Here is a 21,723-nt window from a genome sequence, read left to right on the forward strand (position 1 = left end):
CTACGTACCTTCAGCAGCCGGTGGACTTCGGGGTGAACTCGATGCGGGCGCGCTGGTCGGTGGCGACGGCCTTGTCGTAGGTCACCTTCTCGACCTGGTACCAGACGGCGTCCTTCGCCGCGACGCCGTCCACGTCGTCCAGGCTCACGCACCACCGTTCCTGGCGGACGACCCGCGTGTACGTCTCGGTGCCGCTGCGGACGCTCGTGCAGGTCCTGGTCGTGGAGCTGCCCTTGGCCTTGGCCTTGCTCTTGGTCGTCGACCTGCACTTCTTGACCATGTGGGGGCGGGTCTCCTCGGCGGTCTTGCGAGGGGTGTGGCGGACCGCGCTGCGGAGGCCGTAGACGGTGGGTGTCACCGGCGTCGTCTCCTGGACGTCGGAGCCACCGGCATCGTCGTACCGGCTGCTGTCGCTGCTGCTGGTGGAGCCGTCGTCCCGGTTGCCGCCGCCCCCGCACGCGCCGAGCCCGGCCACGAGGACCATCGTCAAGCCGGCCAGCATCAGACGCCTCTTGCTGAACATGTCTCTTTCCCCGCCCGTTCGCTGTCTCAAAGTCTCAAAGTCTCAAAAAGGCGGTAAGCGTAACCGATCACATCACCATCACCGCGATCGTGATGAGTACGGCGATCACGACCGCGCACGCCCCGATCACGCAGCCCGGGTTGTTCGACAGCTCGGAGAGCCGGGCCGTGGTGGTGAGGGGTTCCGGGGGCGTGGACGAGAGGGGTGGGTGAGCGGTGGGCTGTGGTCTGTCCGTGCGGGTCAGCACGTCGCGCAGGATCTGCTGCCACACCGTCGGCGGCAGGTCGGGGACCTGGCCGTTCGCCGGGGAGATGATGCTCTGCCAGAGCCAGTTGCCCCCGGTGGGATGGGGGTCCCGGCTCATTCTGGCCAGCAGTTCCTGGAGGTCGTGCAGATAGCGTTCCTCACGGGCCATCGGCGCCACGGCCCAGGTGAAGAGGTCGGCCGCCCGGGCCGCCAGGGCCACTCGCGACGCGGACTCGACGCCCTGTCCGTGGGGCGGCAGGTACAGGTTGTTGCCGAGTACGTGTGCGCACAGGGCGTGTTGCATGTCCCGGCGGCGGGTCCGGAGGCGCTGCGGGTCGCCCAGTTCGGTCAGCAGCAACTCCACGGCGTCCGGCGGCAGTTCGCCGGTGCGCAGCTCGCGCAGGAGCACGTCGTCGGACAGGTCGTGCAACTGCGCGACCAGGAAACGGTGTTGCAGGTGATCCGCGCGCCGGTAGGCACACAGGTCCTGGTGGAGTGCGTACGGGTCGGGGTCAGGGTTGAGGTCGGGCTCGGGCTCGGGCGGTCGGCGCTGAAGCGGGGGAGAGGGATGGGGAGCGGGCTCCAAGTGCGCGTCCGGGTACGGCGGTTCCGGGTACGGCGGTTCCGGGTACGGGGGCGCCGGAGCGGGCCGTTCCTGGTAGGTCGCCTCCTCGTAGGGCCGCTGCGCCGGTGGCGAGCCCGGCTGGGGATACCGGTCCTGGTTCCGTTCCGGCTTCCGAAACGGCCGACGTGGTGCCGGTGGTGGCTCCGGGCGTTCACCGGCCCGGCGGTCCGCGCTCAGGATCTTCTGCAGCAGGTCGCCCCGCCGCGCCCAGTCCAGCGTCGCGCCGCCCCTCAGCTGCTCCACCAGCTGGGGTACGCCGGGGTCCGCGTCCGGGTGGGCGAGGAGATGCTTGACCAGGTGGGCCGCCGCGTGGTGTTCGAGGCGGGGGGTGGCGACCTTGCGGTCCTCCACCCGGGCCAGCGGGCCGGAGCCCCCGGTGTCCTGCTCCCAGCGGGGGACGCACGTCAGGCGAAGGGGGTGGGTGTCGACCGTGTCGTACGTCGCGAACGTCCACTCGTGGCCCGTCCAGGTGCCGAAGAGGAGGAACAGGCCGAGGTAGACCAACGGCGCGCCGTCCTGGTCGGGCCACCCGGCCGGCGTCTCCTCCTCCACCAGCAGGGAGACCCGCTGCGCCGGATCACGCAGCCACTGGGCCGCCACCAGGATCAGCGCGCGCCGCACACTCTCCAGCCGGTCCAGCATCATCGGCAGCCGTTGCCGCGCCAGCGCGTCGAGCTCCGCGCCCGCGAGCACGGACAGCGGTCCGGCCGCCTCCTCCGCTGTCTCCTGGGTGCTCCAGCCGCCGTACGCCAGCCCCAGGCACTGCCGGGTCTTCAGGGTGCCGGGGGCACCGATCAGGACGTGGCTGACCGTGCTGGGACGACCGGCGCGGTCAGTCGTGGGCCAGCGCTGGACGAGCATGACGTCGCCGTCGCGGGACAGGGTCCGTACGACACTCGGGCGGGCGGCGCCGGGGCCCGACACCCACAGCAACGGGCCCAGTTCCCGGCCGAGTTCCTCGGCGCGCTCGGTCGGACAGGAGTGGGCGACGGCCATCATGCCGGTGCCCTGACGGCCCTGGTTGCCCTCCCACCGGAAGACGATCTGATCCACCGAGGTACCCGTACCCGTACCCGTACCCGTATCGGTACCGGTGACGGAACCGGCCCGCTCCTCGTACCCCAGGTCCTGGAATTCGCTCACTTCTCTTCCCCTCCCCGTTCCCGTTCCCGTCCGGGACCGCCCGCTCCGCGCGCCCCGGATACGCCGAACTCCCCGTGTCCTTCCGACTCTTCGGGCCCTTCGCCCGGCGGCACCGCCTCCCACCCGGCCCCCTCGCCGCGCGCGAACGCCTCCGGGCCGCCCGGCACGTCGATCAGGCCGTGCATCGCCAGCAGGGAGAGCAGCGGTTCCAGTACGCGCCGTGGCGCCGCGCCCGCCGGATAGCGGCCCTGGTCCTCCTGGCCGCCGGTGGCCGACGCGACGTGCAGGGTGCACCGGCGGATCGCGTCGAAAGGCCGCAGCCAGGCCTGGCCGGCATGGCGGCGCAGGAGCGCGTGGACGTCCTGGCTCTCCTCGCGCATCAGCGTCGCGTCGAGGGCTGTACTCGGCCCCCGGGCCAGCCAGCGGTCCACCGGGGACTGGAAGCGCAGCAGGTCCGCCTTGCCCAGCACCATCGTGGCCGCCACCTCCAGGTAGGGGCCCGTCTTCGGTAGTCGGTCCAGGACCGTCGCGAAGGCGAGGTCGCCGTCCCGGTTCACCTCCACACCGCCGCGTTCCCTCGCGTGGTCCAACTGCGGGAGCGGGAGCGCCAGTACGGGGTCCACGACGAAGACCAGGGCGTCCACCCCGAGCAGAAAACGCAGGGCCGTGTCCGTCCGTACGAGGTCCTCGCCGCCCAGGTCGAAGAAGGCGACCGGGCGCACCTGCCCGTGGGCGTCGGTGATGAGGAGGGACTCGACGAACCGGGCGAAGCCGTCCAGGCCCAGGGCGGTGGTGTGGTCCAGGACGCGGCCGTTGCGCAGGGGCTGCACCCGTTCCCGTACGAACCGGGCATGCTGTTCGGGGTTGACGGACTGCCAGGTGAGGCCGAAGGGTTCCAGGCCGCCGTCGGTGATCCCGGCGATCATCTGGGTCAGCAGATGACTCTTGCCGGTGGAGGACTGGCCGACCATCGCGACCGTCAGCGGGCGGCCGTACGTCAAGTACGGGACGGGGATGAAGTGTTCGGGGAACGCCGGGTCCGCCGTGCACTTCTGGACGGCGCCGCGCATGACGTCCTGGCGGCGCAGTTTGCTGACGCCCGCGAGGTTCAGGGGCTGGTACTGCATACGGCTGTCGGTGACGTACAGCGCGCCGAGGTCGAGCTGGATGGTCTCCAGGCAGTACGGGCAGAGCACCTCGCTCTCGCCCAGCCCGGTCCCCCGCCCCCGTTCGGGCTGGGCCGGGGGCGCCTGCCGTTTGGCCCGCAGCGCCTGTTCGAACACCGCCCGGTCCTGACGGGTCTCGTCGGGGGGTGAGACGAGCGCGACGCGGCGGGCGGCGCCGGGGGCCAGCAGGTCGAGCAGCTGGGCCGGGGCCGGGCGGCCGGCGGCCCGGGGTGCGAAGGCCTCGCTCAACGTCTCGTTGAGGACCCGGTGTTCGGCGAGATCGGCGGGCGGCCGGTCGGGGTGGCCGTGCTGGCCGGTCACCAGCCGGTAGAGCACCTGGGCCGCGCTCCACACCGCGTCCCGGGAGTCGACGAGGCCCTCGCCCCGGCGCTGTTCGGGCGAGGAGTAGGGGGCGCTGCCCCATGCGCTCCTCGGGCGGCCGACCCGGGTCACGCCCTCCAGTCCCCAGAGCTGGAGCGAGGTGCCGTCCCAGAGCACGGTGGCGGGCGAGATACCGCGCGGCACCAGGCCCTGGCCGTCCAGCAGGCACAGGGCGAGCATCAGATCGCGGGTGAGGACTCGTTGGTCGGTCGCCGACATCACATGGGTGCGCGCGGCGGTGGCGCCGCGCGGCGGGTCGTAGAGGAGGAACGGCTCGTCCGTGTCGAGTTCGTAGCCGATGAGCCGGGGGAAGAGCGACACGTACTCCGTGCCGTCGACCAGCTGATGCAGCCGCAGTGCGGTGCCCGCCTCGGTGTCAAGGAGCGTGCGGGCAGCGGGAGTTGAGGCGTCGGTGGCCGGCAGGCGCACCTGTACGCACCGTTGGCCCTGGCCCCGGTCGTCGAGCAGGGCGTTGCGGATCAGCGGGGGCAGTTGGGGGTCGCGCCGGGACTCGGGGCCGAAGCGGATCCGGGCGATCCGGCGGCGCCCGGAGGGGGTGCTGAAGCCGAGCTTGGCGTCGGCGGGGCCTTCGGGACCCGCCGGACGGTCCGGCCCGGGACGCGTGGTGGGGGTCACCAGCGGTCGCCGTCCCCTCGGTCGTAGGGGACCTCGTACTCGTACCCGTGTCCGTTGGTCTGCGTGTTCGATTGCGTGTTCGCCTGGCCGTTCGTCGGTCCGTTCCCGTTCCGGTGCCCGTAGTCGTTCCCGTCGCCGTCCTGGCGGGGGCGGAAGGTGTCGACCACGCCGGGGCGCAGCGGGGTGAGCCGGAGGAGGCCCGCGTACCGTCCCGACGACGTCCACGCCACCTCCTCCTCGGGGCGGCCCGAACCGCTTGTACGCCAGGCCTTCTCGACCTCGTCGCGTACGGCCAGCGGCGCGAACCTGATCCACACCGCGGCTGCCGGGTCCCGGCTGAGCAGCGCGCCCTGGTCGGGCGAGGACAGCTGGACCACGGCCTGCCGTTCGGCGTCCGCGCCGACCAGTCCGGCGAGCCCGTGCGGATCGGTGCCCAGCAGGTTCGCCGAGGCGGCGCGGGTGCGGCGGGGGGACGCGAAGGGGGGCGGGGCCAGTACCCCGTTGTGCCGGAGGTGGCGGCGGGCCGTCGAGAGGAGTTCCGCGACCCGGCCCTCGATGCGCCGTGCGGCTCCAGTGCCGGTCTGGCCGCGTTCCACGGCGCCCCAGTAGTCGGTCATCGCCTTCAACGCGGCGTCCGCGAGGTCACCGGCCAGGGTGGAGACCAGCTCCGGCCCGCCCTCACCGGTCTCCCGGTCCAGCCAGCGCGGTATCGACTGCTCGGCGGATACGGCCGGACGCGTGGTGTCTGTCGGTTCGGTGTGGGCGGTGCCGTCGGCGGGGTTGTCCCAGGACGGGGCGTCCGGCCAGGCGTACGCGCTCATCCAGTCCTCGTTGCCGTCCTTCTCGTCCGCGCCCGGGGCGGCCTCGTCTCCGGACGAGGGAAAGGCGTCCGGTGTGCTCGACAGCCAGTCGTCCGCCGCGAATCCCCCGGCGTCGGAGGTCGCCCGCTCGGACTCGGGCACCGCCTCGGCCTCCGCCGCCGCTGCGGTCGCGCGCAGCACGCCGGCGACGGAACGGGCCGCGTCGGCGCAGTTCAGGCGTTCCTCGACGGCCCAGTGCTCCTGGACGCCCTCGGCGAGCAGGGCGTCGAGGCCGTGCAGTGTCCTGCGGAGCTTGGCGGTGGTGTGGCCGGGGGCCCAGGTGTCGGCTGCGGTTCGCCACAGGCGGCGGGCGGTTTCTGCCGCAGCGGCGAGGGCTGCGAGCAGGGCGGCGGTGCTCAGCCAGAGCGGGGGGTTTGTTGCGTACGCCGTGATCGCGCCGGCTGCGGCGCCGGCGCCGGCCGCGATTCGGGGGGCGACTGCCCATCGGCCTGGGCGGCCCGCGTCCCGTAGCCGGGTCGCGCCCAGGTGCGCCATGGTGACGAAGAGGAGGGGGACTGTGAGGGCCAGTGCGAGGAGGGGGCCTTGCCAGAGGGCGCCTAGTAGCCCGGCGGCGGTTGCTACGAAGCCGGTGATGAGTGTTGCGCGAGAAGGGTGCGTTTGAAGCTGCGGGTCCGTGGGGGCTTGTCGCGCAGTTCCCCGCGCCCCTGGAGGGGCGCTGGTCGCGGCCGAGTTCATAGCTGCGCCCCGGGACGTCGCGTCGTTGCCGAACTCGGCCAGCCTCGGTAGCAGCGCCGAGCCCGGGACCGGTTCTACCCTTCCCGCCAGGCCCGTGAATCGCTGGGCCACTGACCGCAGGGGGAGGCCCTGGCCGAGGAGTTTTTCGGCGTATTCGCGGAGGCCCTCGCCGATGCGGTCGCGCATGCCCTCGGCTGTGGGTACCCGGAGGCCCAGGTCGGTGAGTTGGGCCGCTGTTTCGGCGGTGGAGCCGGTGCCGGCGCGCAGGGCCCTGCCGACGAGGTCGCGGTAGGTGTCGAGGGTGCGGCGGGCCTCGTCGAGGTCCGCCTCGAAGACGGTGCGGCGGGCGGGGCGCAGGAGGCCGGGGAGGGTGCGCAGGCCGGCCAGGGCCTCGTCGGCGTAGTCGAGGGCGTCGGCGCAGGCGCGGTACGTGTCGTCCGCCGGGCCGCCCGGCTGCCGGTGCTGCTGGTCCCGGCCGCCCCGGCCCGCTACCAACGCCCGTAGCGGGTCCGGGAGATCGGCGCCGGACGCGACGGCTGCCGACGGCGCGAGTTCGGTGTCGTGGCCCGCGAACCGGGTGAGCGCGTCACGCCAGGCCCGGTCGCGCACCTCCGGGGGGAGATCCTGCTCAAGGAGCCGTACGCCGGGTGCGGCGACGGCGTCGGGCAGCGCCTCCAGGTCCGACAGCACCCGCAGATAGACGTCCGGCACCGACAGCACGTCCACCAGTACCGCCAGCGCGTCCGGGTCGTCCGGCGCGGGCTGCTCCAGTGCCGTGCGGGCGGAGCGCAGGTCGCCGGCCCACAGGATGGCCGTGCGGTCGGTGCGCAGGACCGCGGGGCGCAGCAGTCGCCGGTCGGGCCGGTAGGCCTCGTCCTGTCCGGCGTACGAACCGGGGGCGCTGCCCACCAGCAGGACCAGGATCCTGACGTCGCCCACGGCCCGGTAGGCGGTGAGGAGTTCGTACTGCCGCTGGTGGTCGGTGAGCCCGGCCGGGGTGTCCGTCACCAGGAACAGCGGGTCGTCGGGTTCCGGCAGCCCGGCCCGGCCCAGCTGACGGGCGACGCGGGCCCGCAGTGCCGGGGCGGTGTCGAGTTCCGCCGCCCCGGAGCGCAGGTCGAGCTGGATGACGACGGGGCCGAAGCCCATGGGCGTGCTCACTGGGCGTCTCCGTCCCAGGGGGAGCTGTCGCCGTCCCTGTCGTACGGACGGTCGGTGCGGTGGTCGCGGTCGGCGCGGTCGTCGTCGGGCTGGTCCCAGGGGGCCAAGGGACGGTCCGTGCCGTACGGGGAGCCGTTGACGCGACCGTCGGTCCGGCGCCCGTCGCCCCTGCGGACGTCACCGTCACCGTCATCGATGTTCCTCGTGGAGAAACGTGAACTGCCGTCGTACGCACCGGTGTTGTCGTATCCGTTGTCCTCGTACTCGTCCACCGAGGCTTCCGGGGTCCGTGGTGCCGTGCCCCAGTCGTCCTCGTCGTCGACGGGGCGTCGGGGGGTGGCCGGGGCGGGGCGGCGGCGGGGGGCCGGGGTGCCGCCGCGGACGTGTTCGAGGAGGGTGCGCAGGGTCGGCTGGACGGCGCGCTGGTCGCCGAACTCGGTGTCCAGGGCGGCCGGGAGGGTTTCCGCCCAGAACTCCCAGAGGGGGCGTACCCAGCCCTCGACGCGCTCGCCGTCCCGTTCCCGGCGCTCCGCGAGCAGCTCCAGCTGGCGGGGGGCGACCTTCTCGACGAGTTCGACGAACAGGGGGTGCGGCTCGCTGCTGCTTCTCGTCAGGCCCAGCGGCTGGGCGCTCATCAGCTCGCGGCAGTAGTCCTCGACGGTGATCTCGTCGTCGAGGACGGTCCAGCGTTCGTAGGAGCGCAGGAGTTCGGCCCAGCTGGAGACGCCGCCGGGGAATTCGCCCAACCGGAGGCGTACGCCGGGTACTTGGGGGCCCTTCTCGGGGTGCAGGCGCAGCCGGACGCGGTCCGGGGAGGCGGTCTCGCCGTCCACCACGTCGACCTGGCCGTTCCACATGCAGCACAGCAGCCGGTGCAGGATGACGCGGCGGTCCTCCTCGCCGCTGACCATCCAGCTGTCCTTGTAGCCGAGCCGCTGGCGCCACCGCAGGACGTCCTGGGCCTGTTCGTTGTCCTTGGCCCTGGCCCACTGGCGCAGCACCTTGCGGGCCTCGGGGACCTGGGTGAGGCTCATCTCGCTGCGGAAGAGGACGACCGTCACCGAGTCGCTCTCAACTCCCCTGTACTCGACGGAGTTTCGCGCGTCCGAGGGGAGGCGCAGGGCCTTGCCGAGGTACTGCTCGACCTCCTCCACGGCCTCCACGCGCGGGTAGGTGACCAGCACGCGTAGGGGGCCGGTGCCCTCCGGGGTGAAGCCCACCGGCAACAGCCCGGTCAGCTTGCGGCCGAACAGGTCGAGGGCCTCCTTGCTGACCTGGTCGGTGGCGTCCGCGTTGCCGGCCGCGGCGGCCAGCAGGGTGCTCATGGACGGCAACAGGGGGCGTTCTTCGAGTCGTTCGCCACCTTCCGCGAACAACCGCGTGATCCTTCCCTCCAGTTGGGCCTTCACGGTCGACACCGCGCCCTCGGGGCTGCGCCGGCTGATCCCGTGGACCTGCTGCCAGGTGGTCCCGTCGACCAGCTTGAGCAGCAGCGCCGCCGCGTCCTCCGTCTCGCGCAGCCCCTCCCGGCGGATGAGCCGGGTCACCAGGTCCTCGTAGAAGTGGTTGAGGGTGCGCTGCGGCGGGAGGAGGTACGAGATGCCCGTGCGGTCCTCGTACAGTTCCATGCCCTTCTGCGCGGACACCTTGCGCTCCTGGTCGCTGTGCGCGCGGAACGCGTTGACCAGCCGGCCGAGGTCGGCGCCGGCCGTGTCGGCCTGGGAGCGCCAGTGCTGCTGTTGCTCGCGCCAGGCCTCGTGCCACAGGGTGCGGCAGCGCCACTGGTACCAGGCATCCTGCTCCTGGAGGGCGGCCTGGACGTCGTCGTCGCCCCAGCGGGCCGGTGACATACCGGCCAGCCGGCCCTTGATGCGGGGGATCTTCGGCGGCTGCTCCGTCATGCCCGGCGGGCGCTGCGGGGCGCGGGAGCGGGCGTCCAGCATGCCGAGGAAGCCGAGCCGGGCGATCTGGTCCTCGCTGTCCGTGAGGCCGCGGACGACGCGGTCGGCGTGGAAGGGGTCCACGGTCTGGAGGAGCTTGTCGATGGCGGGGCGCGGGGCGAACCGGTCGGCCATCGTGGTGGCGGAGCGTTCGGTGACGGACCTCAGGTCGGACAGCAGGCGCTGCATGTCCGAGATCCGTTCGCCCAGCGCCTGTTCGATCGCCTTGCCGCCGCGCGGCAGCGGATCGGGGTCCAGGACGGGCAACTGCCTGCGTTCCCACAGCTCTTCGAGGTGGGAGTCGGCGAACAGCTGCCGGATCATCGGCACCGTCGCCTCCCGCAGCGCGGTCCGCGGCCGTTCCACGAGATCGGTGACCGCCTCCCGCAGCAGCCGCCCCGCGACCAGGTCGGCGAGCTGGTCCATCGGTACGGTCATCGACGCGACGAGGCTGGTGGAGACGCCCTGGCGGCCGATGCCGGTGGGGGAGAGGGCACTTCGGTGCACACCCCGGTTGATGAAGCTCGCGGCGAAGGTCTGGAAGTCGTCGTCGCTGACCGTCGTACGGCCCCGGGCGCGGCTGTCGCCCAGCTCGGTGCCGATCAGCGACATCACGAGGGAGACGATGGAGCGGCGCAGGTCGTCGGGGCGGATGCCGGCGGTCGGGCTGAACAGGAACGCGGTGGGCAGGATGCCGGTGCGCAGCCGGATCGGGGTGGCGCCCGGGTAGCGGACGCCGAGCCCGGCGCTCTGGTCGAGGTCGCCGATCTCGGCCCCCTCGGTCGGCGCGTTCTGCCCGTCGACCAGCCGGAACAGGTCGACGAGCGAGCGGGCCGCGTTGAGTTCGGCCTCGCGTCCGCCGCCCGTGGCCGAGGAGAACGACGACGGCATGACGACCAGCGGGTAGATCTTCACGCCGTTGAACCGGCGCAGCTGGAACGCGTGGTTGATGAGGTGCAGGTAGTCCAGGAAGATGCCGGCGCCCGTCCCGCCGGCCACCGAGAAGGCGACGAACACATCGCAGCCGTTGACCTTGCCGCCGCCCAGCTCGCTCAGTTCACCGGCCGACCTGGCCAGCGCGTCGATCGCCTGGAGCAGCGGGGTGAGGACGGGCGCGAGGCCGTGCCGGAGCGTGGCGAACAGGGCGGCGCGGCCGACGGTCGGCAGCTGGCCCGCGCCGTTGTGGAGCGGGGTGACGCGCGGTTCGTCGGTGCGCGGCGGCAGCCAGTCGGCGACCTCCCCGCGCAGACTCGCCCGGAGCATCTTGGTGACCTCCGGCGAACTGTCGAAGTTCGGCAGCAGGTCGTGGGTCGCCCGTGAGGTACGGGAGTAAGCGGCCCGCAGCGACGGGTCGACGGTGAACTGCGGCAGCCGCTGGAGGTCGGACTCGCTGTAGTCCGCGTACACGAACTGCAGGCAGTCGGGCAGCTGGTAGGGGGCGTGGCCGCTGAGCCGGCCCTGCAACGAGACACCGTCCGGGCCGCACAGGTCGGCGCGCAGTCTGCGCTCCAGTTCGGCGCCGACCAGGCCGCCGGTGCCGCCCAGGCCGACGAAGAGCATCGGCTGGAAGATCTTCATGGGTTTCCTCCCCGCTCACGGCCGCTGGGCCGCGTGGTCGTGCTCGGTACGTCCATGGGTGTGGCTGTGGGGCTGGGTCTGGGGCTGGGGCCGGGTGTCACAGGTACGTCTGGTCGTAGGCGCTCGGGCTGTCCTGCCCGCCGGTGTCCGGAGCGGGGGTGGCGGCGGGGGACGGCCGGCCGGGACGCGGGCGGCGGCCCGGACGGCCCTTCCGCTGACGGGTGTCCTCGCCCAGCGCCAGGCTCAGCCCCTCGGTCAGCTGGATCTGCCCGCCGACCGGCAGCGGGGTCCGGCCGCTGTCCCGACGGCGCACCACCGCCCCGCCGTTGGGGTTGCGCTGGACGGCGTACGGGCCGTGCGCGCGGCGCTCGATACGCGGGCTGAGGTGGGCCTCGGCGACGCCGAACTCGTACCACTGCTTGTGTCCGTGCCCGGCCATGTGCTCGCCCGGCAGGAACTCGCCGTTCGCGTCGACCAGCCGCAGCACCAGCCCGTGCGGGTCCCGCCGGGTGCGGCGCAGCCGGGTCCAGGCGAGGACGGCCGCGACGGCGAGGGCGATCACGACGGCGGCGGCCAGGAACGCCCACCAGTACTTCTCCCAGAGCCCCGGCTCCGGCGTCACCTGCACCGACAGCGGTTCCTGTACGAGGGTGAGGTCGCCGTCGGTGGTGTCGACGACGGTGACGGTGCCGGCGAGCGGCAGCCCGTCGTCGCCGAGGCGGTCGCCGAAGACGTCGGCGGGGGCGACCTCGACGGTCACCTTGCGGGTGCCTGACTCGCCTGGTTTCAGGGTGAGTTCGGCCGGCGTGACGGTGAGCAGCCCCGCCTTGAGGTCGGTGACGGACAGCTTCAGGGTGTGCGGGGCGTCGCTCGTGTTGTGGACGGCCAGCGTGCCCGTGACCTTGCCGCCGGGATGCGTGTCCCCGGCGGGCAGGTCGAGGGCGGTGGTGACGGGCAGGGTGCCGGGGGCGACCCGGCCGCCCTCGCTGCGGGTGTCGGCGCTCAGGCCGGCGGCCGTCAGGGTGGCGCTCACCTTCAGCGCCCCGGCGGCGCTCTCCGGGATGCCGGCGGTGCCGGTGAACGAGCCGTCGCTCGCCTTCTCGTCCTTGCCCTTGCCGTTGTCGGTGAGGGTGAGCGCGAACGGGCTGAAACCGTCGCCGGTGAGCTCGCTGCGGACGCGCAGTCCCTCGTAGTCGCGCGGGTCCTTGATCTCGTAGCCCTCGCGGGTCTGGAGGCGCATTGTCACCGTGACCTCGTCGCCGGCCTGCGGGGACGGCGGGTCCATGCTGATCGCGCCGCGCAGTTCGCCCTGCCACAGCACGCTCACGGCGACGGGCAGCGAGCGGTGCCCTTCCGGTGCCTCGGCCTTCACCTTCCACACGCCGGGCAGCGGGTCGACGATCTTCAGCGCCTCCACGGTGCCGGTGCCGCCCGCGAGTTCGAACGTCGAGTCACGGTAGGTGCCGGAGGTGGGAACCTGGTGACCGGCCGGGTCGGTGTAGGTGATCTTGACCTCGGGGTCACCCTTGTCGACGACGATGCTGCCCACGGTCGCCAGCGGGGAGATGCCGATCTCCAGGGTGGCGGGCGGCCGTTGGGGAGTGGGGCCCGGCACGTGCCGCATGCAGTGCGCGGCGGCGAAGATCCGCTCCAGGGTCGTGCCGACGTCCTTCGCCCCGGAGACCTTCTCGGCCTTCGGCCTGGCGGAGGGCAGTTCGGTACAGCCCTGCTGGAAGCCGCCGGCGGCGATCCGGTCCAACTGCCTCTGGTCCGGCCGCGATCCGAAGCCGAGCGGCCAGATCTGCACACCCTGCTCGGCGGCGTCCTTGAGCGCCAGGCTCAACTGCCGTTCGCCCTCGGCCGCGCGGTGCGCCGGGTCGCCGTACTTGGGGCTGTCCTCGACCTCCATCTTCCCGTCGGTGAGGAGGAACAGCACCCGGGGCTCCAACGGGTCGGTGCCGGTGGTGAGTTCGTGCACGCCCTGCCGGATCGCGCTCGGGAAGTCGGTGCCCGTGCCCTCGTTCGCCTTGCGCTTGCGCAGCTTGCCGACACAGGCGCCGATCGTCTCCCGGCCCGCCGCGTCCAGCGTGGTGCGCGGACACACCGGGTCCACAGCGCTCTGCCCGGCGTCCTCGGCCGCGGCGAAACCGAAGACCGTGACATGGGAGGCCGAGGACACGTCACCCAGCGCGATCCGCGCGGCGGCGGCCTTCTCCGCCGCCATGTCCGCGTCCGCGAGGCTCGCCGACTCGTCCACGGCGACCACGTAGTTGACCGCCGGGAACGCCGGTTCGGACTCCGCCACCGGTACGGCGTCCGGGCCGGGGTGCGGACCGGTGGGCGCCGACAGGGACACGAGCACCGCGGTGGCACCCAGCACGGAGAGCGCGGCGCGGCGCGCCCGGCCCTTTCTCGACTCTCGTATTCCGTTGACTCGTCCCACGGCCGTCCCCTGGTGTTCCGATGTTCTGGTGAGGTTCCTGGACTGGATTTCCTGAGCTGGATCTCCTGGACTCAGCGCGCCGTCATGCTCCAGGCGAGGGCCAGCGCCGCCGAGGGTGCGAGGGAGCCCACTCCCCAGCGGATGGCCCGGTACTTGGCGGAGAGGATCGCGCTGACGTCGACGGCCTGGATGAGCAGCCAGCCCGCCGGATCGCGCCCCGCCTCGGCGACGCGGGCGGCGAGGCCCGCGAGGTCGCGGCGGGCGCCCACGAGATCGCCGAAGTACGTCACCGCGTCCCGGCTCCGGACCGTGCCGGTGCGCGGCATGAGCGCCCCCACCAGCGCGGTCACCGCGACCGTCCAGAGCACGCCCGCCAGGACCAGCGTCACGTCGGCGGGCCCGCGCCAGCCCGGGGCGCCCTGCCAGCCGATGAGGAACGCGGGCAGCGCGAGCGTCCCCGACAGCAGCACCGCCGCCTTCGAGTCGGCGCGGCCGAGATCCTCCCGCACGGTGCTGAGCAGCCGCTCGGCGACGCGCTCGGCGAGACGCTCACCCGTCCGATCACCCGTCCAATCGCCTGTCCGTTCGCCCGTACGCTCCCCGGAACGGTCGGGCCCGTGCCGACCCCCGTACGGCTCGGGCCCGACCTGACCTGTGGCACCGCCGCCCCCCGTTCCCCCGGGTGTCCCCCCGTCGGCGGTCATCGCCCGTCCTCCTCCGTGTCCGCCCAGTCCCAGCCGTCGTCGCGGGGGCGTCTGCGGGCGGGGGGATCGTCCGACACCCAGTCCGGTGTGAACGGGGTGTCGCGGGACGGCTCCAGCTCGGGAGCGGGCCGGCCGTTCCTGCCGTTGCGGCGGGCGGGCAGTGAGCCGATGGGGCCGTGGACCCCGCCCAGGCGGCCCTGGTTGAGGAGGCTGAGGGCCTGCGTCTCCACGTCGTTGGACTGGATCTGACCGCTCTCGACCATGTCGAACAGCCGGTCGACGCGCTCCTTCTCGTCCTGCCGGCCCTCCTGACGGATCTTCTCCAGGAAGTCCTTGGCCTCCTCCGGGGCGGCCGCCAGCATGAAGCTGAGCTGCGCCAGCTCCCCGCCCTGCAACATGGCCCGGAACCGCTGCTGGTGCACCCGCGTCACCTCGACCGAGGCGTGCGCGTCCCGGATGCCGTCCATGTGCTCGATGGTCCGGTCGTCCGCCCGCAGCCGGACGTACAGCCGTACGTTCAGGCCGAGTTCGCCGCCCACCACGCCCCAGTGCGCGCTCGCGCACTCCCGGGTGATCGCCCGGTCGGCCTGCTCGACCTCGTGCACCCGAAAAGCCGAGGTGACCTCGCGCAGCCGCTCGAGCACCGGCGCGCTGAGCCGCTTGGCGATGTCCGTCACGACCTGCACGGCGACCAGATGCGGATCGACGACCGTCCAGTGGATGTCCACCTCGGCCTTGAAGAACGTGGTGGCGCCGACCGCGGGCAACTCCATCTCCAGCGTCGTCTGATAGGTGCCGAGCGCGATCTCACAGACGGTGTACGGCCGCGCCAGCGCCCGCTTGCCGACGTGCTGGGTACCGGTCACGGTGATCACGCTGTGGCCGCCGCTGCGGTAGAACCGCACCAACGCCTTCTGGGCGCTCACCTGCGGCTGCTCGCCGCCCGGCGGGTACTCCTTCAGGAAGGGCCCCGCGGGCCCGCGATCGGCGTCCGAGGCCCTGCGCCCCTCCCTGTTCCCGTTCCCGTTCCCATTCCCGTTGGCGCCCCTGTTTCCGTTCCTGTTGCCGTTCCTGTTGGCGTACTCCTTCCATTTCCTGTACTCGTTCTCGTCGTCGTCAGCGTTGTCGGTGTGGGCGCCCCTGCCGTACTCAGCCATGCCTCTGCCTCTCCTCCTCGCCGGTCCGGATCCGCGGTGCGCCGGACGGTGCGACAGCGAGCCACCACAGGGAACGCGCCCGAGCGTCGGGGAGCGGATCGTCCGGATCGTTCATCATTCGGCGCAGCAGCCAGTCCAGCCGCCGCCGGTCGGCCTCCTCGGCGGCCAGCGCGGGCAGCAGCGCCGCCAGCCCCGGCTTCGTCCACTCGGTGCCGTCCTTGCGCACAGCGCTGCGCAGCATGTGCTCCAGCGCGTCCAGGGCCACGTCCTTCGACCGGGCCGTGTTGAGCGCGGTCCACATCAAGTCGGCGATGGGCAGGGCGAGTTCGGGCCAGGTGGCGGTCAGCGCGAGGGCCAGCGGCCAGTCGCCGCGCTCGCCGAGCGAGGGCTCCGGCTCGTCGATCAGCAGCTTGTCCACCCGGGTCTCGGCGAGCCAGATGGTGCTGGCGAGCCCGAGGGTCTGGTACTCCTCGCGCTTGTGCTGGGTCCAGTCGGCCATCCGCCGCAGCACCTTCGCGACCTGCGCGGCCTTCGCGCCGTCCGGCAGCGCCAGCAGCCGGGCCACGTTGAACGCGGCGGCCTTCTGCAGCGAGTGCTCCTCGTCCTCCTTGCGGACCCCGATCCGGGCCAGGGCGTCCAGGGCGTCATCGGTCGTGTCCGCGCAGTTTCCGTAGCCCAGGGCCACCGCCGCGGTCGAGCGCAGCATCCACGTCCCGGACCGGCTCCAGTCCTCGACCAGTTTGCGTACGGCCTTGCGGTGCGAGGGGTGACCGGCCGCCTGGTCCAGCATGGTGGCCGCGAAGATCCTGCGGTGGACGGTGCCCTCGGCGAGCGGCAGGACCAGGTCGGTGAACCCGTGGTCGAAGTCCCGTACGCACAGCTCCCCGGCGGCGACCGCGGCCCGTACCCACACCTGGGGGCGCTGATCGTCCGCCAGCAGCCGCAGCCACCGTACGACCGGCGCCCGCACGGGGAAGTGCCGCTCCCACAGCTCGGCCAGCACCGCCGACGGCAGGGCGCCGCCCCGGTACCAGATGAGCCGGGCCGCGACCTCGACACCGGCCACCTCGACCTCGCCGTCGGTGAGTTCGGCGCGGGAGAGAGCCAGGTCGGCCACCGGGTCGTCGGAGAACAGGGGGCGGGCGGGCGTGTGGTCGGGGTCGCACTGGACGGACAGTTCCCAGGTCAGCAGATGCGCGGCGGAGGCCACCGCGCTGTGCGAGGCCCCGCCGAGCACGGCGAGCGCGATCCGGAACGCCACGGGGTGGAACAGGGTGGCGGTCCCCGGCCGCCGCCCGCTCCTCTCGTCCGCCTCCCGCTCCCCCTCACGGGCCGGAGCGGCCAGCGTCCGGTCCACGCCGGCGAACCACTCCTGGGCCTGCCCGGCGGCGAGGCTGCGACAGCCGGCCAGCAGCTCGTCGTACGACAGATCGCCCAGCAGATGGCCGGCCAGCAGGGAGGCGAGGAGTTCGGCCTCGGCGGGGCGCAGGTCCTTCAGCCCGACCGCGTCCACGACCTCCTCGCGGTCCGCCAACTCCTCGGCGCGGGCGAGCAGTTCCTCGACCTCGGCGGTGCCCTCCGGCTGGGCGGCGACATGGTCCTCCAGCCGCTCCCGTAACCGGGTGGTGAGCAGCTCCTCGGTGGGTGCGGGCGGGCACAGCATGCCGTAGCGGCCGGCGAGCAGCGGGCCCGCCGCCGAGCCGACGGTGACGACGAGCACCGCGAAGGCCTCGCACCGGGCCAGGGCGGTGGCCAGCTCGTCCAGGTCCATCTCGTCCGGGGGCAGCGCGCCGGGCCGGGTGAGCGACAGTTCGAGGAGGTATCCGGTGCCGCGGCCGTCTTCGTTCTCCCCGCCCACCAGGGAGTCGGCGAGCTGCCGTACCCCGCCGTCCGGGTCGACCCGGCGCACCCGCGACCCGGCGGCGGGCTCGGTGTCCGTACCCTCCGGCGCGTCCGCGGTGACCTCGGCGAGGAGGGAGAGCGCGGTGCTCGTACGGCCCGTACCGGGGGCGGCGCCGAGCACCAGCAGCCGGCGGGCACGCAGCGCGTTGCGCAGCTGTACGTACCCCTCCGGGACGACGTGCACCCGGCGCAGCCTGCGCAGCTCCTCGTCGGGGACGGGCCCGCTGCGCATTCCGGTGCCGCGCCGGCGGGCGTCCATCCCGAGGAAGATGTCGCCGATGTGGGCGCTGCGGATGACGGAGCGGTCGATGCTGGTGAGGTCCCGGCCGGACTCGAACAGCAGCCGGGTGGCGCGGCGCGTACGGGAGACGGCGGCGAGGTCGGTGGGCCCGTCCTCGCCCTCCTCCTCGGCGAAGGGGGCACGGGTGTAGGTCTTGAACCGCTGGGCGGCGAGCTCCCGTTCCTTCTCCCGTTCCCTCTCCTTCTCCTCCCGCTCCTCGCGCTCCTTCTCTTTTTCCTTTTCCTGCCCCTCTCGCTCACTGTCTTCTTTGTCTTTTTTTTCCTGCTTTTCTTGTTTTTCGTCCTTTTCTTCGCGCTCCGCCTTGTCTTTCTTGTCTTCCTTGCTGTCTTTGCCCTTGGGCTCGGGGGGCCTGTCGTCGGTGTCGGGGGCCTCGGGGGTGTCGTCCGACTGCTGGTCGTCGCTCACTCGCCCCCGCCCTTCCGGCCGATGTGCACGCCCTGTTGGTAGGTGTTGTCGTGGTGCACCGAGAGGTCGCCGTGGGCGATGAAGCTGCTGCCGGAGTCGTCGACCGGGATGTTCACGGGGATGGGTGTACGGGGGGAGTCGGCCGCCGGCGGCTCGGCGGACGCCGGGATCGCGGGCGCCGGCCGGCCGGGCAGGTGGAACCAGGCGGTGACCTCGCCCTCCTTGAGGGTGAGGCGGGCCGAGTTGTAGCGGGCGGGCTCGATGAACTTGCCGCCGCCCCTGACCACGTCCTCGTACAGGGAGTTCGAGGTCACCAGGACGAGGTCGGCGCCCTCGGCGTCGAGCAGCTGCCGGGCGACGGCGGAGTCGGCGAGCCGGCAGGCGAGGTCGACCGCGCGCCCGCTGATCCCCCGCTCGTCGTGCCGGACCGGGCCGACGTGCATCCCGATGCGCAGCCCCAACGGCACCTTCAGCGCACGGTTCTCGTCGCGCAGGTTCTCGTGCAGCTCGACCGTCCACAGCCCGAGCAGCCGCGACACCGCGATCCGGCCGGCCACCGCCAGCAGGACCCCGTCCCCGCGGTCCTCCATGTGTACGGCGTCCCGCGTGACCTTGGCGTGCGCGAACGCCGTCTCCACGACCCGGTATATCCGCTCCCGCATCCGCGGCTTGTCGATGTCGTCGTACTCCCCGGACCGCCGGGCGTCGACGCTGATCACCAACTCGTAGCGCGCTTCGGTGAGATCCATGGCGTCGTGCTCCACCCCGTGCCCCCTCTGGTGCGTTCTCTGGCGCGTTCGATCGTCGTTCGGTCGTCGTTCGGTCGTCCGTCCCCCTCAGAGTCGGGCTCGGGGGGAGTGCCGTCTGTGGCCGTTTACACACGGCGGGCCGGGGATCTACGCCTGGTGCCCCTCCGCGTCGGCGAGAAGGGCGAGCAGTTCGGGGTCGAGGATCTCGATGACACGGTTGCCGGTGCGCACGATCTGCTGGGTACGCAGCAACCGCAGGCTCTTGGCCACGGCTTCCCGGGTGGCCCCTATGCTCGCGGCCAGTTCGTCCTGGGCCAGCTGGACGACGGCACCGGCGGGCGAGGAGCGGGTACCGGAGGGGGCGTACGGGCCACGGGGCCGCCCGCCCGACCCCGACAGCTCGGTGAGCCGGCCGGCCAGACGCTGGAGCACGGTGAGAGAGGCGAGCGCGGACCGCTCCTGGTCGGCGCTGCGGAGCCGGAAGGTCAGCTGGCGTATCACCAGCCCGCTCACCCGGGGATGCTCGGCGAGGAAGCGGCGGAACGCGTCCCCCGATATGACCTGGGTGTCCGTCGGGCCCAGGGCGCGGACGGTGGCGCTGCGCGGGTGGGGGTCCAACGCGGCCATCTCGCCGAGGAGTTCACCGGGGCCGCGCAGCCCGAGTATCAGCCGGGTCGCACCCCGGTCGGTCGCGACGGAGACGGTCACCCAGCCCTTGACGACGATCAGGACATGGCTGGACCTGTCTCCCTCGGTGAGGAGATGGGCGTCGGCCGCGAAGTGTTTCGGGTTGCCGAGCGCCATGACGCCCTCGCGCTCCTGGGCGGTCAGCGCGTGCGCGAACGCCAGCTCATTGCCTAGCAGTCCCATGGCACGCCCCCCGCCGCGTTGCGGCCGCCTGGTTTTGCGATGGCGTTGATGGTGACAGAACGAACCTCTGGTCTGAGCGATTTACGCCACAACGGGTGTACCGACCGGTAATTCGTGTATAGGCACGTAAACCCGCCCGGCCACCCAGAACCCCTGCCCCAGCGCCCCCGCAGGCAGCACACCGAGTGGATCACCCGGGCCCGGTTCGCCCCACAAGACCCTCAGGTCAGCCCCGCCACTCGAACGACCGTCCGTAATGACGCAAGGAACCGGCCGGATGCGGTGGACTTGGCGGAAAATCAGGTTTCCGGTGCGGAAGAGGTGATGGGGGTGTGGTGGCGCGGTGCGGTAAAAGCCGCCTCAGTCCGTCTTCCTCCCCTTCCCGAGGCCCCTTCTCTCCGACCCCTCGGGAAGGGCAGGATCTTGGGCATGAGGGCTCTGGTCTTGGGCGGTACGTGGTTTCTGGGCAAGAGCGTTGTCGAGGAGGCGCTGGGCCGCGGCTGGGACCTGACGTCGTTCAACCGTGGCCGGTCCGGGCAGGACGTGCCAGGAGTGCGCGCGGTTCACGGAGACCGAACTGAGGCCGCTGATCTCAACCGCCTTGCTGCTCAAGGCCCTTGGGACGCCGTGATCGACACATCGAGTTCCGAGCTACCGCCGCGTGGCGTACGCCTGGCCGCACAGGCACTGCGGGATGCGGCATCCCGGTGGGTGCATGTCTCCACCGTGTCGGTGTACGCGGGGTGGCCGCACCACAGGCTGACCGAGGCTTCCGAGGTACTGGAGTGCCCGTCGGACGCGGACGAGTCCTTCGGGTACACCGGCGCGGACGGTTCGCCCACCAAGTACGGGTTCCAGAAGGCCGGCGGGGAGCGGGCTGTCGCCGAGGCGTTCGGCGACCGGGCCGTGTTCCTGCGGCCGGGGGTGATTCTCGGACCGGGTGAATACGTGGGCCGACTGCCGTGGTGGCTGAACCGGGCCGACCGGGGCGGACCGATCCTGGCACCGGCCCCGGCCGACCGGTTCATCCAACCGGTGGACGTGCGCGACGTCGCGGCCTTCGCCGTGGACCAAGCGGCCGCGACGACCACCTCAGGCGCCTACAACGTGGCCCACCCGGAGGGGTCGAGCTTCGGCGAATTCCTGCTCGCCTGCCTCGCCGTCACCGAGTCGGACGGTCGGCCGGTGTGGGCAGAGCCGGAGACGCTCGCCGAGCACGGAGTGAGGCAGTGGACCGAGCTGCCCTTGTGGCGTACCCATGCGGGCGTGTGGTCTGTGAACGCGGACCGAGCAGTGGAAGCAGGTCTACGGTGCCGCCCGCTCACCGAGACGATCGCCGACACCTGGGCATGGCTGCGGGCCGACGGCCGCCCGGTCGACCACCCCCGCTGGGCACAACACGGGCTCGCCCCGGAGAAGGAAGCCACGATCCTCTCCGCCCTGGCATCCATGTCCTGAGCTGCGCTATCCCTCCAACGAGTTCCACCACTCCAAGTCCAGCACTGGCGCGGTACGTCCGTCACGTCCGTACCGTCAGGTCGAAGGGCTTGGTGACGTAGTCGTCGCCCACGGCCAGGGCGGGCAATCGTCCTCGACCACGAGTGCGGAGGGCAGCTCGGGCGGTTCGTTTTTCGAGGCCTGGACCCGGCCTGACCACCGAAACGTTGTCCACGAAGCCCCTCCGGTCACTCTGGGCAACCCCGGACCACGTTGACAACTGCCGCCGCGCCCCTCCATCATCATTCCACTAATCAAGTAGTGGAATGGTGGTGGTGATCGTGGAGTACCGCATCGACAGGCGGAGCGGGGTCCCCGCCTTCCAGCAGATCGTGCAGCAGACCAAGCAGGCCCTGCGGCTGGGCGTACTGGTGCCGGGGGACCGGCTGCCGACCGCCAAGGAGGTCGCCGAGGTCAGCACGGTCAACCCGAACACCACCCTCAAGGCGTACCGCGAGCTGGAGCGCGAGGGCCTGGTCGAACCGCGACCCGGCCAGGGCACGTTCGTACGCCGCACACTGGCCCGCCCCTCGGCAGGCACCGACTCGCCGCTGTACGCGGAGCTGGTGACGTGGATGTCGAAGGCGGCCGGGGCCGGTCTGGAGCAGGAGGACGTGGCCGCACTGGTCGCGTCGGCGATGGAGAAGCAGTACGCCGCCGGGAACGTGACCGTGGCGACGGCGACGGCGACGGCAACGGGGTCCACGGGGGCCACGACAACTGGGAGCACAAGTGAGTGA

General features: G+C 72.3%; 13 protein-coding genes. 2 read left to right on the forward strand and 11 right to left on the reverse strand.

All coding sequences use genetic code 11. The features are described 5' to 3' along the window. Positions 1–10: 10 nt before the first annotated feature. The 11 genes from ACH4TV_RS16810 to ACH4TV_RS16860 form a co-directional block, all read right to left on the reverse strand. Positions 11–523, reverse strand: coding sequence for a hypothetical protein (locus ACH4TV_RS16810; protein ID WP_398398625.1), 513 nt, complete (start codon positions 521–523; stop codon positions 11–13). Positions 524–590: 67 nt separating this feature from the next. Continuing rightward, the gene (locus ACH4TV_RS16815; RefSeq protein WP_398398627.1) at positions 591–2,537 is read right to left on the reverse strand and encodes a hypothetical protein; all 1,947 of its coding nucleotides are present in this window, start codon (positions 2,535–2,537) and stop codon (positions 591–593) included. Next, complete coding sequence (locus tag ACH4TV_RS16820) at positions 2,534–4,720, reverse strand: hypothetical protein (RefSeq protein WP_398398628.1); 2,187 nt, start codon at positions 4,718–4,720, stop codon at positions 2,534–2,536. The genes ACH4TV_RS16815 and ACH4TV_RS16820 overlap by 4 nt, the downstream gene beginning before the upstream one ends. Then, complete coding sequence (locus ACH4TV_RS16825; protein ID WP_398398630.1) at positions 4,717–7,437, reverse strand: hypothetical protein; 2,721 nt, start codon at positions 7,435–7,437, stop codon at positions 4,717–4,719. The genes ACH4TV_RS16820 and ACH4TV_RS16825 overlap by 4 nt, the downstream gene beginning before the upstream one ends. After that, positions 7,434–10,955: a tubulin-like doman-containing protein gene (locus ACH4TV_RS16830; protein WP_398398632.1), complete on the reverse strand. Its 3,522-nt coding sequence runs from the start codon at positions 10,953–10,955 to the stop codon at positions 7,434–7,436. Before ACH4TV_RS16830 ends, ACH4TV_RS16825 begins: the two co-directional genes overlap by 4 nt. A gap of 97 nt (positions 10,956–11,052) precedes the next feature. After that, the gene (locus ACH4TV_RS16835) at positions 11,053–13,398 is read right to left on the reverse strand and encodes a VWA domain-containing protein (RefSeq protein WP_398398634.1); all 2,346 of its coding nucleotides are present in this window, start codon (positions 13,396–13,398) and stop codon (positions 11,053–11,055) included. Positions 13,399–13,469: 71 nt separating this feature from the next. Next, complete coding sequence (locus ACH4TV_RS16840; protein ID WP_398398636.1) at positions 13,470–14,102, reverse strand: Pycsar system effector family protein; 633 nt, start codon at positions 14,100–14,102, stop codon at positions 13,470–13,472. Next, positions 14,099–15,259: a hypothetical protein gene (locus ACH4TV_RS16845; RefSeq protein ID WP_398398637.1), complete on the reverse strand. Its 1,161-nt coding sequence runs from the start codon at positions 15,257–15,259 to the stop codon at positions 14,099–14,101. Before ACH4TV_RS16845 ends, ACH4TV_RS16840 begins: the two co-directional genes overlap by 4 nt. Further along, positions 15,252–17,867: a hypothetical protein gene (locus ACH4TV_RS16850; RefSeq protein ID WP_398398639.1), complete on the reverse strand. Its 2,616-nt coding sequence runs from the start codon at positions 17,865–17,867 to the stop codon at positions 15,252–15,254. The genes ACH4TV_RS16845 and ACH4TV_RS16850 overlap by 8 nt, the downstream gene beginning before the upstream one ends. After that, positions 17,864–18,616, reverse strand: a complete 753-nt coding sequence (locus tag ACH4TV_RS16855) for a hypothetical protein (protein ID WP_398398641.1) — start codon at positions 18,614–18,616, stop codon at positions 17,864–17,866. The genes ACH4TV_RS16850 and ACH4TV_RS16855 overlap by 4 nt, the downstream gene beginning before the upstream one ends. Positions 18,617–18,763: 147 nt before the next feature. Beyond that, positions 18,764–19,486, reverse strand: coding sequence for a Crp/Fnr family transcriptional regulator (locus ACH4TV_RS16860; RefSeq protein ID WP_398398643.1), 723 nt, complete (start codon positions 19,484–19,486; stop codon positions 18,764–18,766). Positions 19,487–19,915: 429 nt separating this feature from the next. Between ACH4TV_RS16860 and ACH4TV_RS16865 the strand changes: the two genes are divergently transcribed. Together ACH4TV_RS16865 and ACH4TV_RS16870 are read left to right on the forward strand one after the other, a co-directional pair. Then, a complete protein-coding gene (locus ACH4TV_RS16865) occupies positions 19,916–20,944 on the forward strand; it encodes an NAD-dependent epimerase/dehydratase family protein (protein ID WP_398398645.1) in 1,029 nt (342 codons plus the stop codon). Positions 20,945–21,249: 305 nt separating this feature from the next. After that, the gene (locus ACH4TV_RS16870) at positions 21,250–21,723 is read left to right on the forward strand and encodes a GntR family transcriptional regulator (RefSeq protein WP_398398647.1); all 474 of its coding nucleotides are present in this window, start codon (positions 21,250–21,252) and stop codon (positions 21,721–21,723) included.

Origin of the sequence: Streptomyces sp. NPDC020898 (assembly GCF_044333925.1) — a bacterium.
In the GTDB taxonomy this organism is placed as follows: domain Bacteria; phylum Actinomycetota; class Actinomycetes; order Streptomycetales; family Streptomycetaceae; genus Streptomyces.